The organism is Roseobacter sp. MH60115, from assembly GCF_015644665.1.
Classification (GTDB): domain Bacteria; phylum Pseudomonadota; class Alphaproteobacteria; order Rhodobacterales; family Rhodobacteraceae; genus Roseobacter.
In genome coordinates, this window is sequence record NZ_JADOBQ010000001.1 from 209,388 (window position 1) to 232,031 (window position 22,644).

Below are 22,644 nucleotides of genomic sequence, written 5' to 3' on the forward strand. Positions count from 1 at the left end.
CGCGTCCGCCTTAGGCGTTCACCCAGCACTTCACGCTTGCCAGATTGTTCATCATCTGGTCGTTGGGATCTTCGATCCAGCCGCCGACGTTGTTGGAGACGCCGTCGACGAAATCGTTGAACATGGGCAGGATCAACCCACCTTCGTCGCGCAGGTTGCGGCCCATCTCGGAGTAGATCGCCTTGCGCTTGGCTTCGTCCAATTCTGCCCGCGCGGCGAGCAGTTTGGCATCGAAGTCCTCGCGTTTCCAACGGGTGTCGTTCCAGTCGGCGGTCGAGAGATAGGCGGTCGAGTACATCTGATCCTGCACCGGACGGCCACCCCAGTAGGAGGCGCAGAAGGGCTGCACATTCCAGACCTCGGACCAGTATCCGTCATTGGGTTCGCGCTTGATTTCCAGCGGAATACCAGCGGCTTGCGCAGATTGCTGGAAGAGGGCGGCTGCATCGACAGCACCGGGGAAGGCGCCATCGGCAGTGCGCAGAATGATGGGGGAACCGTCGTGACCGGATTTCTTGTAGTGCTCCGCGGCCTTGGCCAGATCATGTTCACGTTGCGGAATAGTCTCGTCAAACAGCGGATAGGCCTTGTTGATCGGCATGTCGTTCCCGATCGAGCCGTAGCCACGCAGGATCTTGTCAACCATCTCCTCGCGGTTGATGGCGTATTTCAGCGCGAGACGCAGTTCGTTGTTGTCGAAGGGCGCCGTGTCCACATGCATGATGAAGACGTAATGCCCCCGGCCGGAGACGGATTTCACGCCAAGGTTCGGCGCACGGTCCAGTAGGCCCGCCACCTTCGGATCGATCCGGTTGATCAGATGCACCTGACCCGATTGCAGCGCGGCGGTACGGGCGGTGGAATCGTTGAGTACCAGCACCTCGACCTCATCCGCGTGCCCGCGCGTGTCGTCCCAGTAGTTGGGGTTCTTCTTGAAGCCGTGGCGCACACCGGGTTCATCGACTTCCAGCGTGTATGCACCGATGCCAATGGCGGCTGTCGGGTCGTCCATCCCGCCATTCGGTTGGATCATCAGGTGATAGTCGGCCATGAGATAAGGCAGGTCAGCATTGCCCACGCTCAGTTCCACAACGAAGTTGTCGCCATCGGCCTTCATGTTCTCGATGCCCTTCATGATGCCCAGGGCACCGGATTGGCTGTCGTCGTTGGAGTGGCGCTGCATCGTGGCCAGCACGTCCTCGGCGGTCAGGCTCTTGCCGTTGTGAAATTCCACGCCCTGGCGGATCTTGAAGGTCCAGGTCTTGGCATCTGCAGAAGCCTCGACGCTCTCGGCGGCACGGAAATCCAGGCCGCCATCGGGCGCGGTGTTGACCAGCGGTTCGCCCCATAGGCGCAGGTTCGTGATCGGCGCCTCGGAGGCGGCTGCAGCGGGGTCCTGCGTGTTGGTGCTCTCGCCGCCGGAGGTGCCGATTTTGAGCGTGCCGCCCTTCACCGGACCAGCGGCCTTGGCCGCCGAGGCGAGCATGGAATTGGCAACGGCGGCGGTGACGCCCAGGGCTGCGGCGCGTCCTACGAATTCGCGGCGAGTCATCAGTCCTTTGGTCACGCGGGTACTGAGATGCTTGAGTGCGTCGTTCATTGGTGTCTCCCGATTGGATGGTGCACGTTTCGTGCTTTTTTCATTTGTGCCCAAAGCATGCGCATTTCTGGCCCTGTCGCAAGGGCTTTTGCCCCCATTTTGTAGGGCCAGTTTCAGAGGTGATCCCGTTCGATGCTGTCGGTGTGGTCGCGTTCGTAGATCAGGACGTCGTTTTCATAGGCTTCGAGCCTTGCGCTGAGGTGGACATGCGTTGCATCCGACCACATCTGGCAGCTGGTTTCGGTGCGCAGGCGGATGTCGCCGCGTTCCAATTCGTCGCGCCAGTGGCACGCCCCGGTTGCAGAGAGCGGATCGTTCGGGTGGATCGCCCATTCTTCGCGTGCGACGGAGCCACTGATCAGCCCGTGGTCGCTGTCACGCAGCTTGCCGAAATCGTCTTCTATGCGCAGGGTGACAATACCGCTGGCCATGTCGACTTCCCGAGTGCGGGTGTTTTTCGCCGCGCGCAGGGTTTCGGTTTCCCAAGGATCGGCAGACGTGGGGGGTGGAAAGCTGACTTCGTCCCGGCGGGCCGTGCGGCGCACGGGCAGGTGCAGGCTGCCGCCGAGCAGGGTGACGGTAGCGGCGTTCGGCGCGGGCCAGAGCAGGGGCCAATAGCTGGTGGATACCGCAAGGCGCAGGCGGTGCCCCTCGGGCAGGCGGTAGGCGATGGTATCGAGCCAGAGTTCGATCGGCACGGGCGCGTCAATAGGCATCGGCACCGGGTCCTCGGCGTCTTCCCGGTGGCTGAGGTTCAGCACCCCGTAGGTGATGCGGGTCGAGGAGCCGTCCGGATGCACGTCACACAGGCGCACGGCAATCTGTGCTTGCGGCTGATCTGATGTGAGCTGGAGCCGGACCTTTGGCGCCCCAAAGATATCGGTGTCGTGGTCCGCCGCTGCCGTGTCGAAACAGGCGGACATCGCATCATCGCCCCGCTGGTCGCCGGGCATCTCCGGACCGAGCCAGATGGCGCAATACTCTCCGGCCTCCGCCCCGCAGTCCTGTGGAGAGTTGACTGGCACCGAAATCGGGCCGCGCCCGTCTGACAGCCCATGTTTCGACAGGTACAGCGTCCGGTGCGGGATATGGCTGATCGCGCCATCGGCTTCGGCCACCCAGCGCCCCGGTCGCTCCGTGTACCAGCGCGCGGGCGGGACCGCATCCATCAGGTAGGCGCGATAGTCAGGATCATCCGGCACGCCGGTGTCGGTGCCCTTCAGCCAGTGATCCCACCAGCGCAGCGCCTCTTGCAGAAAACCGATGCGCGGTTCCGGCACAGCGAAATGCGGGTATTTGTGCACCCAAGGACCAACGATACCCTTGGCCCCCGGCAGCGCTTGCACTAGCTGCGGCACAGCGTTCTTATAGGCGTCGCCCCAGCCGCCAATGGCCAGCACCTTGGCCTTGATCGCACTGTAATTCTCGATCACGGACCCATGCCGCCAATAGGCGTCGCGGCGCTGGTGGCGCAGCCAGATAGAGGGCAGGAAGGGTTCGTTTTCAAGGCGTTGCAGCCACATCTCGCGCCAGTTGTCGCGCAAGGCCGGGTCCGGTGCACGGGAGGAGTAGGACCACATGGTCGCGCCCCAACCGAGGTTCTCGTTCAGCAGGCAACCGCCCTTGTAGTGGATATCATCCGCAAAGCGATCAACGGTGGAGCAGAGCGTGATCACTGCCTTCAGCGGCTCCGGGGCCAGAGCCGCCACCTGCAACCCGTTGAAGCCCCCCCAGCTGATCCCCATCATGCCAACGGTGCCGGAACACCAGGGTTCCGCCGCCAGCATCTCGATGACCTCAACCGCGTCACTCAGCTCCTGCGCAGTGTACTCATCCGCCATCAGCCCGTCGCTGTCGCCATTGCCCCGCATGTCGACGCGCACGCAGGCGTAGCCCCGCGCGGCAAACCACGGGTGGGTCAGCGCATCGCGGGCGCAAGTGCCGTCGCGCTTGCGGTAAGGCAGGTATTCCAGGATCACCGGCACCGGATCATCCGCCGCGTCCACCGGGCGCCAGACCCGGGCGGACAGACGGCATCCATCGCTGAGGGTGAGGCCGAAATCCGGCAGGTCTTCGATCTCGCGGAGCGTGTTGTCGAGCGTCATGCGCAGACGGTTGCCCTGACGGCGAATGTTGTCAAGCGGCTGCACCCCCGATACGCGCCGGGACTTTCGTATTGGCAGGTAGGGTGGGCTTTCAGGCCACCTTTTGAGGTGCTCATGATTTCCGTGCGATCACCAGATCCATTACATTGGTGCCGGTGGGCCCGGTCTTCAGCAACGCGCCGCGCGCGTCCAGCCACCGGCCCGCATCCGCGCGATCCAGCGCCTCCTGCCCTGAGGCCTCCCAGGTTTCCCCATCGACGATGGCCCCGGCCGCATCCGTAGGCCCATCCGTGCCATCGGTGCCCGCCACCAGAATCTGCAGGCCTTGGGCGCCCGCAATTTCCCGCGCCAGCAGAAGCGCCAGCGCCTGATTGCGCCCGCCCAGACCAGGGTCTGGGGGCAGCACGACGGTCGGTTCGCCACCAAAGAGATGCACCCCCGGTGACGCGTTTTTCAGCGCGGCAGCAATGCGGGGCGCAACCGCGTTCACATCTGCATAGAGCGTTTCTTCATCATGACCGACGATCAGCCCCGCGTCGGTTGCGGCCCGGCACACGGCGGCACGCGCAATGGCATTGCTCGCCACAATGCGCGCCTCAAAGGTAAACGCAGGCTCTACGGGCGCCGCACCGATGCCGGAGCCAATCACCTGCAGGCTGTCGCCTTCCACATCGGAAATCGCCAGTGTGGTCACCCGCGCGCCGCGAAATGCGCCCAGCAGTTTGCCCCCCTTGATCCGGCTGGCCTGCATCCGCGCGGCGTTCATCGCGTGAATATCCGCGCCCGAGGCGAGCATCTGCTGTGCGCGGGAGGACAGATCATCCAGGCTCAGCCCGTCTGCTGGGGCTTCGACCAGGGCAGAGGCCCCGCCCGAGACCAGCAGCATCAGGTGACGGTCCGCAGACATGTTCTGCACCGTTTCCAGGACCCGCGTGCCTGCGGCGATGCTGTTTTCATCGAGCACGGGATGCGCCGCTTCCATGACGTCCGCCGCCGCAGGTGCACCTTCCGCATGATGATACTTTGTCACGATCAACAGCGGCGTTTCCGGAAAAACCTCATGTGCAGCGCGCGCCATCGCGGTGGCGGCCTTACCCACGGCGATGATCTGATCTGGCGGGGCGACGGGGTCCGCGGTCAGACTGGTGGCGACGGATGTGTCACCGCCCACGGCGGCCACACCGGCATCAAAGAGTGTACGAAGGTCGGTCATGGTATGTCGGTATCCAGCCATAGAGTTACAGGGCCATCGTTGGTGAGCTGCACCTGCATCTCCGCGCCGAAACGGCCGGTTTCGGTCGCGATGCCCAGCTCCTTCAGCACCTTAGCAAAATGCAGGTAGAGCGCTTCGGCGATATCCGGTTTCGCCGCGCCGGAAAAGCCCGGGCGGTTGCCGCGCGAGGTATCCGCCGCCAGCGTGAACTGACTGACCACAAGCGCACCACCGCCGGTCTGCACGAGGCTGAGGTTCATCTTGCCTGCCTCATCTCTGAAAATGCGCAGTTTCGAGATCTTGGTGGCGAGGGCTGCGGCGGTTGCCTCATCATCGCCCGACATTGCGCAGACAAGGATCAGCAGACCGGGTCCCGTGCGACCCACAAGGGTGCTGTCCACCGTGACCTGTGCCTCCCGCACCCGCTGAACGAGCGCTCTCATGGGTGCCACTCCATGATATCGGCCACTTCGGCACGCGCGGTACGGAAGCTGTTGGCGGGATGATCCAAATCGGCATAGCCGAAGGAAATCGCGCAGAGGATCATGCGATCTGCGTCAATCTCAAAGCATTCGCGCGCGACATCCGGATAGGACGCGACGGCGGCCTGTGCGATGCTGTCCACCCCCAACGCGCGCGCGGCCAGGGTGAACGCGGTGACAAAGCCACCGGTATCCATCGCGCCGTAGCCGCCCAGGGCACGCGGGCTGGACACCAGCGCCACATGCGGGGCATCAAAAAGATCGAAATTGCGCATCATCTGCGCGGCGGAGGCGGCGCGGTCGCCTTTCTTGACGCCCACTGCCTCATAAAGCTGCCAGCCGCAGGTGCGGCGGCGGTCACCGTAGACGCCCGGGTAGGTTTCGGGCCATGCGAGATCGGGTGTTGCACTGCTGTTTTCGGCCGCGCGTCTCAGGGCCACGCGAAAGCGTTCCGTGGCCTCTGGGCCGGTGACCGTCACCTGCCAGGGCTGCGCATTGCACCATGACGGCGCATGGCGCGCTGCGGCCACGATCTTTTCGACATCCGCGCGCGGCACCGGATCGGGTCGAAAGGCACGACAGGAATAACGCGCTTCGAGCAGGTGTGTCAGAACATCGAAATCGGTCATTGGCTGATCGCCGCGACATAGCCGATGCCCGCAGCAACCACGAGCCCCAAAATCACCGCCACAGCGATCTTGACGGCGGACCAGGGGCGTTCCCCTTGCACCTTGCCGGTACGCCCGTTCACCACAAAACGGTAGGTCTCGCCCCGGTACTTATAGGCCGCCAGCCAGACCGGCAGCAGCACGTGTTTGAAGGTGACGTCGCGCATGTCCGTCTCCACGCTGTGAATGCGCTGGCGGTCCCCGCCGATGTCGAAGCGGATATCGCGGGCGATAATACCGTCCATCTTCTGCCGCGCTTCAACGAACCCGTCCTTGAGTGTCACCGCGTAGCCCTCGGCGCGAAACCCTGCGAGATATTCCGGCGCATAGGGCTGCATGTCGCCCAGATCCCAGGGTTCCAACGCATCCGTGAACCGTTTGGGCAGCGACGTCGAGGCCAACACCAGCACATCGTCGAAGAACCGCGCCACGCGGCCCCGCACGCCGCGCCAGCGGACTTTTGGCACCTGCACCTGCTGGCGCTTGCCGTCACGCATCACCGTGCGGGTCTCGTAATACACGGTGCCGCGCTCGCCGGTGTATTGGCTCGTGGTGTCGGCATCGAAGGTCCAGTAGGGCACGTAGATGCCCTGCATCCGGCGCCCCTTGCGCGCATATTCCTGCAGCCCGTTCGGCGCGAACCAGAGCCGCCCGAGCCAGTGGGTCATCGCCTCGCGCGCCGTTGCCTCATCAAGGGCGAAGGGCAGCACGCCGCGCGGTTTTATGTGCCGGTGCATGCCGGTGTCGGTGACCACAGGCGTGGCACAAAACGGGCATTCGGTGGCATGCACCTCCGGGTCGAATTCGACCTCTGCCGCGCAATTGGGGCATTTGGAGACGCGCGTCTCTTCCATCTCCATCGCGGGCAGGGCCTTGTTGAGCGCGGCGTCGAAGTCGAGTTCCTTGATTTGCACCTTGCCCCATGGGCCGCTGTCGAGGCGCTGGGTGTTGCCGCAGTGATCGCAGACCAGCTGCCGCCCGTTGGGATCGAACCGCAGGTCCCCCCCGCAGGCGTCGCAGGGAAAATGGTGCTCGGCCAGAGGGGCCTGAATGTCTGTACTCATAACATGCCGTGCAAGGATTTAGGGGTCATCCGGCGCAGCACCCCGTCCCCCAGGGCCGTGTGACGCCAAAGGTGAAAGATCGCGTGCAGGGCGGAGGCGGCGAAAAGCGCAACCATCAGGGTGCGCAGGGGTGGTCCGGGCAGAGGGGCGCCAAAGGCCTGTACAAGGGCGCTCAGTGACGCCCAGCCGAGCAGGGCGTACATGCCGCGGCTGAGCCAGGGGTGCGCTGTGCGCAGCACGCCCTCCAACCTGGGGCCGGGACCGTTCATCAGACCAAAGACAACCGCAAGCGCCACCATCGCCAGCCCCGTGAGCCCGAAGGCGACATTGAGTGCTGCGCTGTCCAGCCCGCCTGCCAGCGCCAGCATCAGCAGGGTGAGCACGGACCAGTGCAGCAGGATGGTGGCGCGGCGGCGGGTCATGCGGGGGGCCTTTCGTCAGAGGTAGCGATGCAGGGCTCTGGGTAGCATGATACGCAGCGCGCCGTCGCGCAAGCGGTAGTGCCGCCAGATGTGAAATGCCGCATGGGCGACGACCACCAGCCCCAAGGCGTAGAACTGGTAGATGTGAAAACTGCCGACCGCCGCGTTCCATTCGGGCCACCCCATCGGCGGCGCGATGGGCAGAAACCCACCCGCCTTGAGCAGCCGTGACGACGTCAGCCCCAGCAGAAACCCCCCCACTGCGATCAGGCAAAGCCCCCAGATCAGCGTCAGATGCAGCCCGCGGTGCAGGCGGCGCTGCCAGCCTTTGAGTTTTGGCCCCGGACGGGAGGCCAGACCGCGCCACATGAGATCCGCAGTCCAGAGCAGCGACAGGCTCACGAAGATCAGCGCAAGGATCGAATGAAACTGGAAGGCGCGGGGCCCGAAGGGCAGCACATCGTCGGGCGTCACCAGCAGGAACCAGATAAAAAGCGGCACCAGCAGCCAATGCAGCCACTTGAGATAGGTGCGACGGCGCAGGGTCATTGCGTCAGACCTCGGGCGCGTGGGCGACGATGCGGAATTCCACCAGCGCGCCGGGGCGGCGCAAGCCGGCCACTTCGACGGCCGTCCAGGCGGGTATCGGGGGCGAAAAAACATCCTCCACGACGGACTGCACTGCGGCAAAGGTGGCGCTGATGTTCACGTGGTAGCTGGTCATTTCGACCACACGGGTTTCATTCGCATCAGCGGCTGCCAGAACGGTTTGCACCTTGTCGAGCGCTTTTCTGGCCTGATCGGCGGCGCTCTCGGGCATCGAGCCGTCTTCCCGCCCCCCGGTCGCGCCGGTCAGGAACAGAAAGTCACCCGCGCGGATGGCCGGAGAGAAGCCGGTTGCAGCTGCGGCCTGTTTCAGCGCCTGCGGGACGATGGCCTGCCTCATCTCTCAGGCCGGGGGCGGTGGCGGCGGTGGCAGCACGGTAAAGAGCTGTGCCAGTTCGGCCACGTCCTCGGCGCGCATCCAGCCGTCCTGTCCCGGGGTCCAGACCATGCTTTCGCGGGTCAGAGCGCCGTCGGTGGCCATACGGCCAAGCGCGGCCTTTGAGTAAGGCCCCTTTGTCTGGCCGTTCTCCGCCACATGCCAGACATGCTCGACCGGTGGCGGCGGGGGCGGCACGGCGGCGGGGCTGGCCGCGCGGGCGCCCCAGGGGCCCTGTTGTGCAGCGGCATTGCCGATCTGCATGCCCAGACCTGCGCCAAGCCCGGCCTGGATTGCGGCAGCGCCCGCGCCCTCGCGGCCCAGTGCTTCTGCCGCCTGGAACTGCATGTATTCATTGAGATTTCCGATCACGCCCATGGACGAACGTTTGTCCATCACCTCCTCAACCGCGGGCGGCAGCGAGATGTTCTCGATGTAAAGCTCCGGCATCGCCAGCCCGTATTCGGCGAGCTGTGCCGCGATCTCCTTGCCCACCAGCTGGCCAAGTTCCCGCGTATTGGCCGCCATATCCATGACCGGGATGCCCGCCCGCGCGATGGTGCGGGAGAACTCCTGCACGAGGATGTTGCGGATCTGAAAGCTGATCTCATCCATCGTGAATTCGCCGTCCGTGCCGACGATCTCCACGAGGAATTTCGCCGGATCGCTGACCTTGATCGAGTAGGTACCAAAGGCGCGCAGGCGCACCGGGCCGAATTCCGGGTCGCGGCAGATGATCGGGTTTTTCGTGCCCCATTTCAGATCGTTGAATCGGGTGGTGTTGACGAAGTAAATCTCGGATTTGAACGGGCTTTTGAAGCCGTGATCCCAGTGCTGCAGCGTCGTCATGATCGGCATGTTGTTGGTCTCGAGCATGTAGAGACCGGGGGTGAAGACATCCGCCAACTGCCCTTCGTGCACAAAAACCGCCGCTTGCCCTTCGCGCACCGTCAGCTTGGCGCCATATTTGATCTCGTGCCCCTCGCGCTCGAACCGCCAGACCATGGTGTCGCGGGTGTTATCCGTCCAATGGATGACATCGATGAATTCACCGGAAAGAAAATCAAAAATACCCATATCGGTCAGTCCTTTATTGCGTGGTCTCAGCTCGGCCCGCCGGTCAGTTCGCGGGCGATGGTGCGGGCGATGGGCGCGGCCTCGGACGCTGACATGCCCGCCTTCAGGCGCGGGTCGTAGAGCATCCTGAGCAACAGCGCGTCATGGCGGGTCAGCAAGGCAAACTCATCATCATCGTTGAAAATCGAGGGCCGCGCATCGCGGCTGTCATTGGCCAGGCCAAGGCCCTGGGCCAGTTCCTCGTGAATGCAGCTGAGCCGCAGCAAGCTGGGGTTTTCTGCGCGGATCACGGCGACGGCTGCCGTGTAGGTGTTCGCATCCGATCCGGCCGCATAGGCGGCCACCGCGCAATAGGTATCGCGCGACAGGCTGCGCAGCGCGTTGAGGCTGTCCGGCGTGATGCCGGGGACGCGGGCGGCGGCGGCATCCAGCGCTTCGCCCCGGTCGTCTTCGCTGGCAACGATCACAACGAAATTCGGTGTGCCGAAGGTCATGACGGGATGCCCGGTGATCTGGCCCAGACGGCGAGCATAGCTGCGGATGGCGCTGCCGTCTGCGGCGCGTTGCGAGGGCGGGATGCTGTTGCCAAAGATCGTGCCGATCCGCACCGGTCCGGACCAGCGGCGCAGCGGGCTTTCGCCGCCCCGTCCCTGCAAGGCGCGCTCGTATTCGTTAAAAAACACGATCCGTTCAAAGTTTCGCGCCAGCATTTCCGAGGTAAAGGGCGTGTCCGGCCCGCCGCCATCCTCACGCAGCAGTCCCTGCTTGAGCTGGGCGGCCTGCACCTGAACCAGATAGCTGCGCAGGGCCGCGCTGGCCTCGGAGGTGGGGCGCAGCTGGGTTTCGGCCAGCACACTGGGTCGTGCGCGCGGCGTTTTCACCGACGCCACCGGCTGCGGGACGTCACAGGCGATCAGCGCGGCACCGGCAATGCCGAGCGCGCCCCAGCGCAGGAAGGTCTGGCGCCGCGCCACGATGCCTCAGTTCGGCACGGAGGTGGCGGCGGTGTCACCCAGACCGGTGGCCTTGGCTTTGGCGCTGGCCAGCGTGTCGCGCAGCTTTGCTTCCATCTCCTGCAGATCGGTTTCGGCGGCGGCGCGGCGGGCCTTGCCCTCATCCGCGATCTGCAGCGATTCCTCGATGGTGCCGATCAGGTCGGCATTGGCCTGTTTCACGGCCTCGATATCGAAGACGCCACGCTCCATCTCTTCGCGGATGATCTTGTTGCTCTCGCGCAGGTTCTTGGCATTTGCGGTCAGCAATTCATTGGTCAGATCATTGGCCTGCCGGACGGCCTGTGCCGCCTCCGCAGACCGCTGGATGGTCACGGCCTGTGCCAGCTGCGTCTCCCAGAGCGGGACGGTGTTCACCAGCGTCGAATTGATCTTGGTCACGAGGCTTTTGTCGTTTTCTTGCACCAGCCGGATTGACGGCAGGGATTGCATGGTCACCTGACGGGTCAGTTTCAGGTCATGCACCCGGCGTTCCAGATCATCACGTGCCGCGCGCAAATCGCGCAGTTCCTGTGCGACCATGACCTGATCGTCTTCGGGGGCTTTTTCGACTTCTGCGGCCTTGGCGGGGATGATCTTTTCGTCCAGCTCGCTGAGCTTTTCCTCACCCGCCGCGATGTAGAGCGCCAGCTCATCATAGAACTGCAGCGTCTTTTCATAGAGCATGTCGAGCGATTTGATGTCTTTCAGCAGCGTGTGCTCGTGCTTCAAAAGCTCGTCGGTGATGCGGTCTATCTGGTCCTGCACCTCTTCGAATTTCGCGGTGAACTTGGCGAAGGGGGCGGCCTTGCCCATCAGCTTTTCCCACCAGCTGCGCTTGCGCCGCACGTCGAGTTCGTCAATGGAAAAGCCGCGAATGGTGGTCACGATGTTGCGCAGGCTGTCACCCGCAGGCCCCACATCCTTGTTGCGCACCCCACCCAGCATCGCCTGGCTGATTTCCTGCAGTTCGACCTGCGCGCGGCTGCCAAAGGCGACAATGGAATTGGTGTCTTCCATGTCGATCTCGGCCATCCGCTTGGAAATCTCCGCACTCACCGGGGCGTCCGCGTCGGCCAGCGGCACGATGGCACCTGCATCTGCCGGTTCAGGCAGCACCACGGCGGTTACTTCCTCGACCATCTTGAGATCCTGGGCGGCTTTCTCGCGTATTGTCTCACTCATTCGTTCAAGTCCTTTGTCCTTGGGCGCCGTCAGTCCAGGCGCACGCCTTCGCGTTGCAAACGGTCCCGCAGGACCTCAATTTCGACCGTGAGGTCACTGTGATCATCCAGCATCATCTTGGCAGTGCGGTCGGTGAAGTTACGTTCAAGATCGTCGAGCAGGGCAAGGTAGTCCTCGCGCGCCTTGGCGTCCTGGGTGCGGGCGTAGATATCGGCGAATTTGACGGAGGCATCGCGCGCGCCCAGCAGGTAGACACCGAGGTATTTGCGCGCCGCCGTCAAATCACGCGGGTCTTCCTCCACCGTGCGGATCAGATCGCGGACCACGTCCTGAAACTGCTCCATCCGGGCAGACACACGCCGGTCGCCCGCACGCCTCAACGCGTCGGTCATGGCCGTGAGATGTGCTTCGGCCTCGTCGACCACACGGGCCACGCGGTCCTGCTGGAAAGTGTCGATGCCTTCCATGCCCTTGCTGGTCAGCGGATCAATGCCGAAAGCGGCCAGATGCAAGCCGCCAGCGGCTGCGCCAAAGAGGACCGCGGCAATCAGATTGCCGTCATGGCTCAGCGCGGCAAGTGCCGTGCCAAGCCCGGCAAGGGCGGCGGCCAGGATCTTGCGGGGGACAGCCGGGCGGCGCGCCACCTTGCGGCCGCGCCAGGCGGCTTCGGCGACCAATCCACCCCGCAGTAACCACGCCGCAAGCGCCAGAACGCCCGCACCCGCAAGGCCGAGGCTCATCCCCAGCGCGCCTTGGGTCAGCGACACGAAAAGCAGCACGACAGCGGGCAGAAACATCAGGTTTGCACGGGCGCCCACCGGGTCCACGCTGGCGCCGCTATAGGCAGACCGCGCCGGCGGGTTCGCGGTTTCCGGGCTTCCGTGGGGGCTGTATTTTCCGCCGAACCGTTTCGCCATGCGTCAAAGACCGCCCAGAATGCCGGACGCCACGCCTGTCATCAGGACAAGCAGCGCCACATAGGCGAATTTTTGAAACGTGCTCGGCGTCATAGTGTCTCCCCAGACCGACGTTACCGCAAATATAGGCGCATGCGCTGCCGCTGACCAGTTTTACCGATGCCCGGGCGTCTTATCGGCCATTCTGACCACGCCCGGTCCCGCAGTGCCATGGCTTTTTACACATTTGATGACAGAAACACGCCGTTGCGAGGGGAATTTTTGCTCAAAAGTGTCAGCCGTCCGCCTATCGCTTGGGGCGTTGCGGCCGATGTACGCCGGACTTTGATTTCGATTGCGGCGGGCGGGCCGTGCGTCTGCGCGTGGCCTGGGTCGGCTTTTTCGCGGCGGTGCCGGTGTCATCGCCCGCATCGAGGCCCAGTTGATCGCGCAGGATCTTGCGTCTGACTTCTTCGACGGCACCGGGTTTCAGCTCTCCAAGCTGGAAGGGGCCATAGCTGACCCGGATCAGGCGGTTCACGGACAGGCCCACGTCGGCCAGCGCCCGCCGGATTTCGCGGTTGCGTCCCTCGCGCAGGCCAATGGTGAGCCAGGCATTGGCCCCCTGTTGCCGGTCCAGCGTGACCGTCATCGGCTGAAAGGCCTCGCCATCGACCGTCACACCCTTGCGCAGCGGCTCCAGCACGGCATCCGTGGGGCGCCCGTTGACGCGCACCCGGTAGCGCCGCAGCCAACCGGTCGAGGGCAGCTCCAGCCTGCGCTTGATGCCCCCATCATTGGTCAGCAGCAAAAGCCCTTCGGAATTGAGGTCGAGCCGCCCAACGCTCATCACCCGGGGCATGTCCTCGGGCAGGGCAGAATAGATCGTCTCGCGGCCTTTTTCATCGTGATCGGTGCTGACCAGCCCGGTTGGCTTGTGAAAGAGCCAAAGCCGGGGCGGTTCCGGTGCCGTCAGCGGTTTGCCATCCACCGTGATCTCATCCGCATCGGTTACGTTCAGCGCGGGCGAAGTGATCTGCGCGCCGTTCACGCTGATGCGTCCCGCTTCAATCATGCGCTCCGCCTCGCGCCGGCTGGCAACACCGGCACGGCTGAGGATTTTGGCGATGCGCTCGCCATCATGCGTTTTGGCGGCCGGTTTTTCAGGGTCAGGCTTGGACATGCGCCTGCCATAGCCTCTTTGCGGGGCTTGCGAAAGGGCGCGCTTTGCGGGCACTCATGGAGCATGGAATTCAACACGCATATGCAGGCGGCGCTGTCAGAGGCGCGCGCCGCCGCCAAGCGCGGCGAAGTGCCCGTGGGGGCGGTGGTGGTCAACCCCGCAGGCGCTGTAGTCGCGGCGGCAGGAAACCGGACAAGAGAGTTGAACGATCCGACGGCCCATGCGGAAATACTGGCGATCCGCGCGGCCTGTGCCGCTGCCGGTTCAGAGCGGTTGGTGGATCACGCACTCTACGTCACGCTGGAACCCTGCGCGATGTGCGCCGCTGCCATCGCGGCAGCCCGGATCGCACGGCTTTACTATGGCGCAAGCGATCCCAAATCCGGCGGCGTCGCGCAGGGTGCTCGCGTTTTTGCCCACCCGCAATGCCACCACGTGCCGGACGTCTTCGACGGTATCGCCGCCGCAGAATCAGAGGCCTATTTGCGCGCCTTCTTTACCGCCCGCAGGTAGGGTGGGCTTTCAGGCCACCTTACCCGCCAACTGATGTGGAAAGACCCGAATGGATTGGACCCGGACCATCGACAGCTACTGCGAGCGCATGGGGCCTCACTATTGGGCCGAACCGATCAATGCGGTGACCAACCTCGCTTTCATTCTTGCCGCGATCTTCATGTGGCGACGCAGCCAGGGGGACAGGCTGGCACAGCTTCTCTGTGCCACGCTCTTCGCCATCGGGGTCGGCAGTTACCTCTTTCACACCCATGCGCAGACCTGGGCGGCCCTGACCGATGTCCTGCCCATCGCAGCCTTCATTCTGATCTATATCTTTGCAATCAACCGCGTGGGCTGGGGCATGTCTCCTCTCGCCGCGCTGGGGGCGACCGCGCTCTTCATCCCCTACGCCGCTCTCACCGTGCCGCTCTTCCAGAAGGTGCCCGGCCTCGGATCATCGGCCGGTTACGCACCGGTGCCACTGCTGATCGGGATTTACGCGCTGCTGCTGTACCGCCGCGCACCACAGCTCGCGCGCGGGCTGGCCATCGGCGCGGGCCTGCTGATCCTGTCGCTCACCTTCCGGACACTCGATATGCCGCTTTGCCCCAACTGGCCCTTGGGCACGCATTTCGCATGGCATCTGCTCAACGGGCTGATGCTGGGCTGGATGATTGCGGTTTACCTGCGCGCCGCTCTTGGCAAGGCCCGCGCGGACCGCTAAACGCCGATGCCAAGCAGATGAGGAAACGCAATGTCCATTGACGAGACCACCGCCGCCCGTGTGGCCAAGCTGGCCCGGATCAAGGTTGAGCCCGAGGCGCTGCCCGCGCTTGCCGGCGAATTCAACACCATTCTGGGGTTTATCGAACAGTTGAACCAGGTGGATATCGCGGGTGTAGAGCCGATGACGTCGGTCACCCCGCAGGTGCTCAAGCGCCGTGTAGATGTGGTCACCGATGGCGATCAGCAGGACAAGGTCCTCTCCAACGCGCCCGATGCCCGCGAGGGGTTTTTTGCCGTGCCGAAGGTGGTTGAGTGATGAGCAAGCTGAACGAATTGTCCCTGAGCGCCGCCCGCGATGCCCTGCGCGCGGGCGAGACAACGTCAAAAGAGCTGACCGAAGCCTGCCTCAGCGCCATTGAGGGCGCCGGTGCGCTCAACGCCTTCGTGCACCACACGCCGGAATTGGCGCTGGAACGTGCCGCTGCTGCCGACGCCCGGATCGCCAAAGGTGACGCGCCCGGCATGTGCGGCCTGCCCATCGGCATCAAGGACCTCTTCTGCACCAAGGGCGTGCCGAGCCAGGCAGGCTCACGCATCCTCGAAGGCTTCCTGCCGGAATACGAATCCACCGTCAGCCAAAACCTTGCGGACGCAGGCGCCGTCATGCTGGGCAAGCTCAACATGGACGAATTCGCCATGGGCTCCTCGAATGAGACCTCGACCTACGGCAACGCCGTGAACCCTTGGCGGCGCGGCAATGATGACGCGCAGCTGACGCCCGGCGGCTCTTCCGGCGGCTCCGCCTCGGCGGTTGCGGCCGACCTCTGCCTTGCGGCCACCGGCACCGACACCGGCGGCTCCATCCGTCAGCCTGCCGCCTTCACCGGCACCGTCGGGATCAAGCCCACCTACGGGCGGTGTTCCCGCTGGGGCATCGTGGCCTTCGCGTCGAGCCTCGATCAGGCGGGACCGATGACCAAATCCGTGCGCGATGCCGCGATCATGCTGGAGGCGATGTGCGGCCATGACCCCAAGGACAGCACCTCCGCCGACCTGCCTGTGCCCAATTTCGAGGCGGCCCTAAGCGGCGACATCCGGGGCAAGAAAATCGGCATCCCCAAGGAATACCGTATGGACGGCATGCCACAGGAGATCGAAACACTCTGGTCCGACGGCATCGCGATGATGAAGGACGCAGGCGCCGAGATCGTCGACATTTCCCTGCCGCACACCAAATACGCGTTGCCCGCGTACTATGTGATCGCTCCGGCGGAGGCCTCCTCAAACCTCGCCCGCTACGACGGGGTGCGCTACGGCCACCGCGCCCGGCTCGACCAGGGCGACGGCATCACCGAGATGTACGAGAAAACCCGCGCCGAAGGTTTCGGAGACGAGGTCAAACGCCGCGTGATGATCGGCACCTATGTGCTCTCCGCAGGCTTCTACGATGCCTATTACAACCGTGCCCGCCGCGTCCGCACGCTGATCAAGAAGGACTTCGAAGATGTCTTTGCCCAAGGCATCGACGCGATCCTGACACCGGCAACGCCCTCCGCCGCCTTTGGGCTGGGCGAAATGACGGATGCGGACCCGGTCGCCATGTACCTCAACGATGTCTTCACCGTCACGGTGAACCTTGCCGGTCTTCCGGGCATCGCCGTACCCGCCGGGCTCGATAAACAGGGGCTGCCCTTGGGGCTTCAACTGATCGGTCAGCCCTGGGCCGAGGCCGATCTGCTGTGCACCGCTCATGTGCTCGAGCAGGCCGCTGGCTTTGTGGCCAAGCCTGCGAAATGGTGGTAATCTCGCGCCAACCAACAACAACAGGCAGACATCCAATGGCACCACGTGTCTTTTTCGCAGCAATCGCTCTGGCGGCGGTCTCCGCCTGTGCGCCACAGGTGCCCGACAGCGGGCAGGGGGTCGGGTTCGACAATTCCTTTGAGGCACAACAGCAGCGTGATGCGGCGCTTTCGGGCGGCCAGACCCGCCTGCCGGACACGGTTGTGCCCCCAACGCCCGGCTCTGCAGAAGCAACCGCGGCCGAGACCACACGTATTCTGGCCGAAACCCGGCCCGGTGCCCCGGACAGCCCCCAGTTGAACTCTGGCGTGGCCCCTGTGCAGGCCAGCCCGTCCAATCCCGCGCCCGCTACACTCGACAACCCCGGCATCTCGAACGAGAACGACTTCGATGCGGTGGCCGAGCGTCAAACCATCGAGAGCGACGCCGAGCGGATCGCCAACAACCGCGCGCAATATGAGGTGGTGCAGCCCGAAGCCCTGCCCACACGCCCCGGTGATGAGCAACCGAACATCGTGGCCTTTGCCCTCTCCACCAGCCATCCCAAAGGGCAAAGCGTCTATGCCCGCGCAGGGTTCGGCGGCGAATCCCGCGCGGCCCGCAACTGCGCCGCCTATGCCTCTCCCGATCTGGCCCAGATTGATTTCCTCGCGCGCGGCGGCCCGACACGGGATCGCAAGGGCCTTGATCCGGATGGCGACGGCTATGCCTGCACCTGGGATCCCGCCCCCTTCCGCAAGGCATCCGAAGGCTGAGACAGGGTGCAGTGGCATCCATCCCCGAACTTTGGACCGCGCAAGGATGGGCTGACCCCGACCCTCGTGGTGCTACACTACACGGCAATGCACACTGTACAGGCGGCCATAGATCGCCTCTGTGATCCGGCAGCAGAGGTCTCCGCCCATTATCTGATTTGCCGCAAGGGGGCTGTGATCCAGCTGATCGATGAAGAACATCGCGCCTGGCACGCTGGCGTGGGGGAATGGCACGGTCAGACAGATATCAACTCCCGCTCCATCGGCATCGAGCTCGACAACGGTGGGGATCACCCGTTCCCCGAACCTCAGATGGCGGCGCTCGAGACGCTGCTGCGCGCCATCCTCGACCGCTGGCAGATCACACCAGAAAACGTCATCGGCCACTCCGACATGGCTCCCGGGCGCAAGATCGACCCTGGCCCTGGCTTTGACTGGGCACGGCTGGCGCGGAAGGGACTGGCAGCCCGCGCCGGATGCGATCACGATTTCAAAAACCCGACGGCTGCGGAGTTCCGAACCCTTGCCCGGCAGGCAGGCTTCACAGCGGACGTCGACGATGAGACCCTTCTCGCCGCCGTCCGGCTGCGCTTCCGGCCCGGGGCCACGGGTCCTCTCACCGCTCAAGACTTCACGCCCCTGGGTCCCAAAGCCCTCTCACCCTGACACCCGCTTTCATTGTTCTCAAAATATGCCCGCCGGAGGCGTCCCAACGTGGATGAAATATTGACGCCGCCTGCATTTGCGCGCATCACCACCCGGCGCGGAAGGCCGGATGACCGCGGCGCCGGGCAACCGGTGTCGAGGAAAGTCCGGACTCCAAAAAGCAACGGTGCCGGGTAACACCCGGGCAGGGCAACCTGACGGAAAGCGCCACAGAAATGAAACCGCCAGCGGAAAGGTCGGGCAACCGAAACCGCCCGTGGGCAAGGGTGAAACGGTGGGGTAAGAGCCCACCGCGCCGCTGGCAGCAGCGGTGGCACGGCAAGCCCCACCGGGAGCAATGCCAAATAGGGATCGCGTGTCGCAAGGCAGGGCCGCTTTTGCCCCAGCAGATCCGGGTTGGCAGCTAGAGCCTGCCGGGCAACCGGCGGGCAAGAGGAATGGTCATCGAACCGGAGCAATCCGGGGAACAGAATCCGGCTTACAGGCCTTCCGCGCATAGACATTTGAGGAACAGAGATCATGCAACTGGACAATAAACTGGTGATCGTCACAGGCGGCAGCGACGGCATCGGCCGGCACATTTGCCTGAAGCTGGCAGCGGCGGGCTGCCGTCTGGCCATCCTGGGGCGCAACGCGGACCGACTGGCCAGCGCCGAGGCGGATACGCGCGCGGCAGGTGCTCCAGAGGCGCAGAGCTACTCTTGCGACATGCAGGATCCGGCGGCGATTGCGACCACCGTTCAGGCCATTCTGGACGGGCAGGGCGCGCCCGACATCCTGATCAACAACGCAGGTATCTGGCACAAGACCGGTCCGCTGGACAGCATTGACGACGCGATGATCGAGGCCACGATCCAGACCAACCTGACAGGCACCATTCAATTGACCCGCGCGCTTTTGCTGACGTTACGCGCGCAGCCTGAGGCCGCTGTGCTCAACGTCATCTCCAAATCCGGCGTCGTGGCGCAGGCGGGGCAATCGGTCTACACTGCGACGAAATACGGCATGCGCGGCTTCACCGACGTTTTGAAAGAGGATGAGCAGGAAAGCGGCGTGCGCATCGCCGGGCTCTATCAGTCGGGCACCAACACCGGCATGTTCGCAAAGGCGGGTGAAGAGGTGCCGAACCACATCTTCACCGAACCGGATGATCTGGCCGATGTGGTGGTTTTCATGCTGTCGCGGCCAGCGAAGCTCTGGATGCATGAGGTGCGCGTCGAATTGTAAGGCGCAGCAGGTGTAATCGCATTTCGCTTAATTTTAGGTCACATCGCGCTCGATGATGCCTAATTTTATATCACTTCGTAAAATGCCCCCTTATTGAGCGGCATATCACCCCTTTGCTGTTTATTTCAGCAGGTCTTTGCACCACCCCGTTGCGCACTTGAATATGGGGAAGGATCAAAGACATGAACGGAGCGGATACCGCCTGGATCATCGTGGCCACGGCACTGGTGCTGTTTATGACATTGCCAGGTCTGGCGCTTTTTTACGGCGGGCTTGTGCGCGCGCGCAATGTGCTCAGCGTTTTCATGCAGTGCTTTTCGATTGCCTGCCTGATGAGCATTCTCTGGCTGGCTGCCGGGTATTCCATCGCCTTTGGCGACGGCAACGCCTATTGGGGTGGTCTGGGCAAGGCCTTTCTGAACGGGGTCGACGCGGACAGCCTTTCCGGCACCATCCCCGAAGTGCTGTTCTTTGCCTTCCAGATGACCTTTGCGATCATCACACCGGCGCTAATCGTGGGCGCCTATGTCGAGCGCATCGGGTATGGGTTCGTGCTGCTCTTCTCCAGCCTGTGGATGCTGATCTGCTATGCGCCCGTGGCGCATTGGATCTGGGGCGGCGGGTTGCTGGCCGGGGCGGAATGGTCGCTGTTCGCCGACGGCGTGAATGATTTCGCCGGTGGCATCGTGGTGCACCAGACCGCGGGGATCGCAGCGCTGGTGCTGGCGGCGATGCTGGGGCCGCGCAAGGGCAAACACCAGCCGCCGCACAACCCGGGCATGGTGATGATTGGGGCGGCAATGCTCTGGGTCGGCTGGTTTGGCTTCAATGGTGGGTCGCAACTGGCCGCAGACGGCGGGGCCGCAATGGCGCTGACGGTCACGCATATCTCCGCGGCAACCGCCTCGCTGACATGGGCCGCGTGGGAGAAATTTCGCTACGGCAAGGCCTCTCTCGTGGGCATGGTCACGGGCACCATTGCGGGGCTCGCTTCCATCACACCCGCCTCCGGTTCCGTCGGTCCGGTTGAGGCGCTGTTCATCGGGGCCGTTGCAGGCATCATGTGTCAGGAGCTGTGCGGGGTCGTGAAGAACGTCCTCAAGATCGACGACACGCTGGATGTCTTCGCCGTGCACGGCGTGGGTGGCATGTTCGGCATTATCATGCTGGCGGGTTTCGGTCACGCCTCCTGGGTGGCGCAACTGGGCGGGCTGGCGGTTGTCGGCGCCTGGACATTGGTCACCACGGTTCTGATCATTCTGGTGGCGCGTGTGATCATGCCGCTGCGCGTCAGCGACGAGGATGAAACCAACGGTCTTGACCTCTCCGCTCACGGCGAACGCGCCTACGATATCACCTCGTAATTCGAGGGAACATCGACGTCTCAAGGCCAGCGCATGCTCCTGCGCTGGCCTTTTCAGTAGGAGCAGAAGGCTTGGTTAGAATACCTGCCTTTTGCGGTTGACTCAGGCACCCATCCGGGTAAAAGCCGGGTTTCAGGATTCACGCAGTCCCTCACCGGAGGCGCGCTGCAGCAGGAGAAGAACCATGGCCAAGCCAACCACGATCAAGATTCGTCTGAACTCCTCGGCGGGAACAGGCCATTTCTACGTCACCAAGAAAAACGCCCGCACCATGACCGAGAAAATGGTCGTGCGGAAGTATGACCCGGTGGCGCGTAAGCACGTCGAGTACAAGGAAGGCAAGATCAAGTAAGATCAGCCTTCGCGATGATCGAAAGGCCGCGCTTCAAGCGCGGTTTTTTTGTGCGCATGGTCCTGCCTAGGGGGCGTCGGCAGGATCGCCTGCCAGCGTGGTGAACCAGCGTGTTCCCGTGTCGCGGTCCAGATGCTGCACGCGGTCTTGGTCCGGGTATGTCACCTTGTCCTGCGGCGCGCGTGTCCCGACCACCACATAGCGCGCGGGCACGTCTGTGTGATTGCGCATCCGGTGCGCCAGAGGCGCGCCTGCTTTCCAGCAGGCCGCATCGCCGGGTGCCAAGAGGGTCGCTACACCGTCTTCATAGAGGGTGACCTGGCCGGACAGCAGCAGCACCATCTCATCTTCCTCCGCATGCCAATGGGCCAGCGAACTCCATGCACCGGGGGCAAGTTCTTCGACACATGCGCCGAATTGGCTGAGGCCGCCGGTGTCGCTGATCAACTCGGTGCGGAAGTCCCCAAGGGGATCATTTGCGTGGCTTTGGTTGATTTTTGCCGTGCCGGACTTGATGACTGCCATGTTTCTCCCCGGGAATGCGGTTTGCGGACGCGATGCTGGTACCGGGAGTATCTCAACCGGCGGAAACAAAAAAGGCCGGTCCCGTGAGGAACCGGCCCAATTCTTAAATCGAGTGTCGCTTATTCGCGATTGCCGAAGAGCGACAGCAGCATCATGAACATGTTGATAAAGTTCAGATACAGGCTCAAGGCGCCCATGATACCGGACTTCTGCAGCCATTCCTGGTCGCCGTGATGGGCATGGGCCAGGTAGGTGTTTTTGATGTTCTGCGTGTCATAGGCTGTGAGGCCCGCAAAGATCAGAACACCAATGGCGGAGATCGCGAACATGATGGCAGGGCTGCCAAGGAAAATGTTCACGATGGAGGCCACGATCAGACCGATCACGCCCATGATCAGGAAGCTGCCCCAGCCGGAAATGTCCTTCTTGGTGGTGTAGCCCCAAAGCGACAGACCCGCGAAAGCAATCGAGGTGATCAGGAAGATCTGCGCAATCGAGAAGCCGGTGAAGGCCACGAAAATCCACGAGATCGACAGACCCATGACCGCCGCGAAGGCGTAAAAGAACAGCTGAGCCGCTGCCGCAGACAGGCGATTGATGGCGGCGCCGAAGGCAAAGACCATGCCCAGCGGTGCGAACATGATGATCCAACCCAGAATGTTGGGCTGCAGTGTGACCGGGTCACGGAAGACAGACAGCAAACCCGGCGCCGTGCCGACGGCCCAAGCCACTGCGAATGTGATCAACATGCCTACGGACATCGTGCCGTAGACTTTGTTCATATGGGCGCGCAGCCCCTCATCAATCTGGGCGGCGCGGGATCCGGCCGTTGACCGGATTGTATTCACGTCAGCCATTAAGA

General features: G+C 63.5%; 25 protein-coding genes and 1 other RNA gene. 10 read left to right on the top strand and 16 right to left on the bottom strand.

Annotated features, from left to right (window positions below):
- Positions 1-10: 10 nt before the first annotated feature.
- The 14 genes from ISX84_RS00925 to ISX84_RS00990 all read right to left on the bottom strand — a co-directional run bounded on the left by ISX84_RS00925 (position 11) and on the right by ISX84_RS00990 (position 13,869).
- A complete protein-coding gene (locus ISX84_RS00925; protein WP_195818446.1) occupies positions 11-1,600 on the bottom strand; it encodes an ABC transporter substrate-binding protein in 1,590 nt (529 codons plus the stop codon).
- 113 nt (positions 1,601-1,713) lie between these two features.
- Positions 1,714-3,705: a CocE/NonD family hydrolase gene (locus ISX84_RS00930; protein WP_195819327.1), complete on the bottom strand. Its 1,992-nt coding sequence runs from the start codon at positions 3,703-3,705 to the stop codon at positions 1,714-1,716.
- Between the two features lie 112 nt (positions 3,706-3,817).
- Positions 3,818-4,918, bottom strand: coding sequence for a glycerate kinase type-2 family protein (locus ISX84_RS00935; protein WP_195818447.1), 1,101 nt, complete (start codon positions 4,916-4,918; stop codon positions 3,818-3,820).
- Entirely contained in the window at positions 4,915-5,361 is a 447-nt protein-coding gene (gene dtd, locus ISX84_RS00940) for a D-aminoacyl-tRNA deacylase (RefSeq protein WP_195818448.1), read from the bottom strand. The genes ISX84_RS00935 and dtd overlap by 4 nt, the downstream gene beginning before the upstream one ends.
- On the bottom strand, positions 5,358-6,029 hold the full coding sequence (locus tag ISX84_RS00945) for a nitroreductase (RefSeq protein WP_195818449.1): 672 nt from the start codon (positions 6,027-6,029) through the stop codon (positions 5,358-5,360). The genes dtd and ISX84_RS00945 overlap by 4 nt, the downstream gene beginning before the upstream one ends.
- Complete coding sequence (locus tag ISX84_RS00950) at positions 6,026-7,132, bottom strand: TFIIB-type zinc finger domain-containing protein (RefSeq protein ID WP_195818450.1); 1,107 nt, start codon at positions 7,130-7,132, stop codon at positions 6,026-6,028. The genes ISX84_RS00945 and ISX84_RS00950 overlap by 4 nt, the downstream gene beginning before the upstream one ends.
- Positions 7,129-7,554 (bottom strand): hypothetical protein, encoded by a 426-nt coding sequence (locus ISX84_RS00955; protein ID WP_195818451.1) that lies wholly within the window; start codon positions 7,552-7,554, stop codon positions 7,129-7,131. Before ISX84_RS00955 ends, ISX84_RS00950 begins: the two co-directional genes overlap by 4 nt.
- A 15-nt stretch (positions 7,555-7,569) precedes the next feature.
- Positions 7,570-8,103, bottom strand: a complete 534-nt coding sequence (locus ISX84_RS00960; RefSeq protein WP_195818452.1) for a cytochrome b — start codon at positions 8,101-8,103, stop codon at positions 7,570-7,572.
- 4 nt (positions 8,104-8,107) lie between these two features.
- Positions 8,108-8,500, bottom strand: a complete 393-nt coding sequence (locus ISX84_RS00965; RefSeq protein WP_195818453.1) for a Rid family hydrolase — start codon at positions 8,498-8,500, stop codon at positions 8,108-8,110.
- A gap of 3 nt (positions 8,501-8,503) precedes the next feature.
- Entirely contained in the window at positions 8,504-9,613 is a 1,110-nt protein-coding gene (locus ISX84_RS00970) for an SPFH domain-containing protein (protein ID WP_195818454.1), read from the bottom strand.
- Positions 9,614-9,639: 26 nt separating this feature from the next.
- A complete protein-coding gene (locus ISX84_RS00975; protein WP_195818455.1) occupies positions 9,640-10,587 on the bottom strand; it encodes a DUF2927 domain-containing protein in 948 nt (315 codons plus the stop codon).
- A gap of 6 nt (positions 10,588-10,593) precedes the next feature.
- Positions 10,594-11,790, bottom strand: a complete 1,197-nt coding sequence (locus ISX84_RS00980) for a toxic anion resistance protein (protein WP_195818456.1) — start codon at positions 11,788-11,790, stop codon at positions 10,594-10,596.
- Between the two features lie 29 nt (positions 11,791-11,819).
- Positions 11,820-12,707: a 5-bromo-4-chloroindolyl phosphate hydrolysis family protein gene (locus tag ISX84_RS00985; RefSeq protein WP_195818457.1), complete on the bottom strand. Its 888-nt coding sequence runs from the start codon at positions 12,705-12,707 to the stop codon at positions 11,820-11,822.
- Between the two features lie 286 nt (positions 12,708-12,993).
- Entirely contained in the window at positions 12,994-13,869 is an 876-nt protein-coding gene (locus ISX84_RS00990; protein ID WP_195818458.1) for a pseudouridine synthase, read from the bottom strand.
- Positions 13,870-13,932: 63 nt separating this feature from the next.
- Between ISX84_RS00990 and ISX84_RS00995 the strand changes: the two genes are divergently transcribed.
- The 10 genes from ISX84_RS00995 (at position 13,933) to rpmG (ending at position 21,257) form a co-directional block, all read left to right on the top strand.
- Positions 13,933-14,382, top strand: a complete 450-nt coding sequence (locus ISX84_RS00995; RefSeq protein WP_195818459.1) for a nucleoside deaminase — start codon at positions 13,933-13,935, stop codon at positions 14,380-14,382.
- Between the two features lie 49 nt (positions 14,383-14,431).
- The gene (locus tag ISX84_RS01000) at positions 14,432-15,088 is read left to right on the top strand and encodes a ceramidase domain-containing protein (protein WP_195818460.1); all 657 of its coding nucleotides are present in this window, start codon (positions 14,432-14,434) and stop codon (positions 15,086-15,088) included.
- Positions 15,089-15,118: 30 nt separating this feature from the next.
- Positions 15,119-15,406 carry an Asp-tRNA(Asn)/Glu-tRNA(Gln) amidotransferase subunit GatC gene (gene gatC / locus ISX84_RS01005; RefSeq protein WP_195818461.1) on the top strand — a complete coding sequence of 96 codons (288 nt, stop codon included), beginning with the start codon at positions 15,119-15,121 and terminating at the stop codon, positions 15,404-15,406.
- Complete coding sequence (gatA, locus tag ISX84_RS01010) at positions 15,406-16,893, top strand: Asp-tRNA(Asn)/Glu-tRNA(Gln) amidotransferase subunit GatA (RefSeq protein ID WP_195818462.1); 1,488 nt, start codon at positions 15,406-15,408, stop codon at positions 16,891-16,893. The genes gatC and gatA overlap by 1 nt, the downstream gene beginning before the upstream one ends.
- A gap of 35 nt (positions 16,894-16,928) precedes the next feature.
- On the top strand, positions 16,929-17,648 hold the full coding sequence (locus ISX84_RS01015; protein WP_195818463.1) for a hypothetical protein: 720 nt from the start codon (positions 16,929-16,931) through the stop codon (positions 17,646-17,648).
- A 6-nt stretch (positions 17,649-17,654) separates the two neighbouring features.
- Positions 17,655-18,314: an N-acetylmuramoyl-L-alanine amidase gene (locus tag ISX84_RS01020; protein WP_326838680.1), complete on the top strand. Its 660-nt coding sequence runs from the start codon at positions 17,655-17,657 to the stop codon at positions 18,312-18,314.
- A gap of 97 nt (positions 18,315-18,411) precedes the next feature.
- Positions 18,412-18,811, top strand: an RNA gene (rnpB, locus tag ISX84_RS01025) — RNase P RNA component class A.
- A 22-nt stretch (positions 18,812-18,833) separates the two neighbouring features.
- Positions 18,834-19,541, top strand: a complete 708-nt coding sequence (locus ISX84_RS01030; RefSeq protein ID WP_195818464.1) for an SDR family NAD(P)-dependent oxidoreductase — start codon at positions 18,834-18,836, stop codon at positions 19,539-19,541.
- A gap of 182 nt (positions 19,542-19,723) precedes the next feature.
- Complete coding sequence (locus tag ISX84_RS01035; protein ID WP_195818465.1) at positions 19,724-20,905, top strand: ammonium transporter; 1,182 nt, start codon at positions 19,724-19,726, stop codon at positions 20,903-20,905.
- Between the two features lie 184 nt (positions 20,906-21,089).
- Positions 21,090-21,257: a 50S ribosomal protein L33 gene (gene rpmG, locus ISX84_RS01040; protein WP_011454349.1), complete on the top strand. Its 168-nt coding sequence runs from the start codon at positions 21,090-21,092 to the stop codon at positions 21,255-21,257.
- A 66-nt stretch (positions 21,258-21,323) separates the two neighbouring features.
- Here the strand turns inward: rpmG and ISX84_RS01045 are convergent, their stop codons facing one another.
- Both ISX84_RS01045 and ISX84_RS01050 read right to left on the bottom strand, forming a co-directional pair.
- Positions 21,324-21,782: a cupin domain-containing protein gene (locus ISX84_RS01045; protein WP_195818466.1), complete on the bottom strand. Its 459-nt coding sequence runs from the start codon at positions 21,780-21,782 to the stop codon at positions 21,324-21,326.
- Positions 21,783-21,901: 119 nt separating this feature from the next.
- A complete protein-coding gene (locus tag ISX84_RS01050; RefSeq protein ID WP_195818467.1) occupies positions 21,902-22,639 on the bottom strand; it encodes a Bax inhibitor-1/YccA family protein in 738 nt (245 codons plus the stop codon).
- Positions 22,640-22,644: the final 5 nt, after the last annotated feature.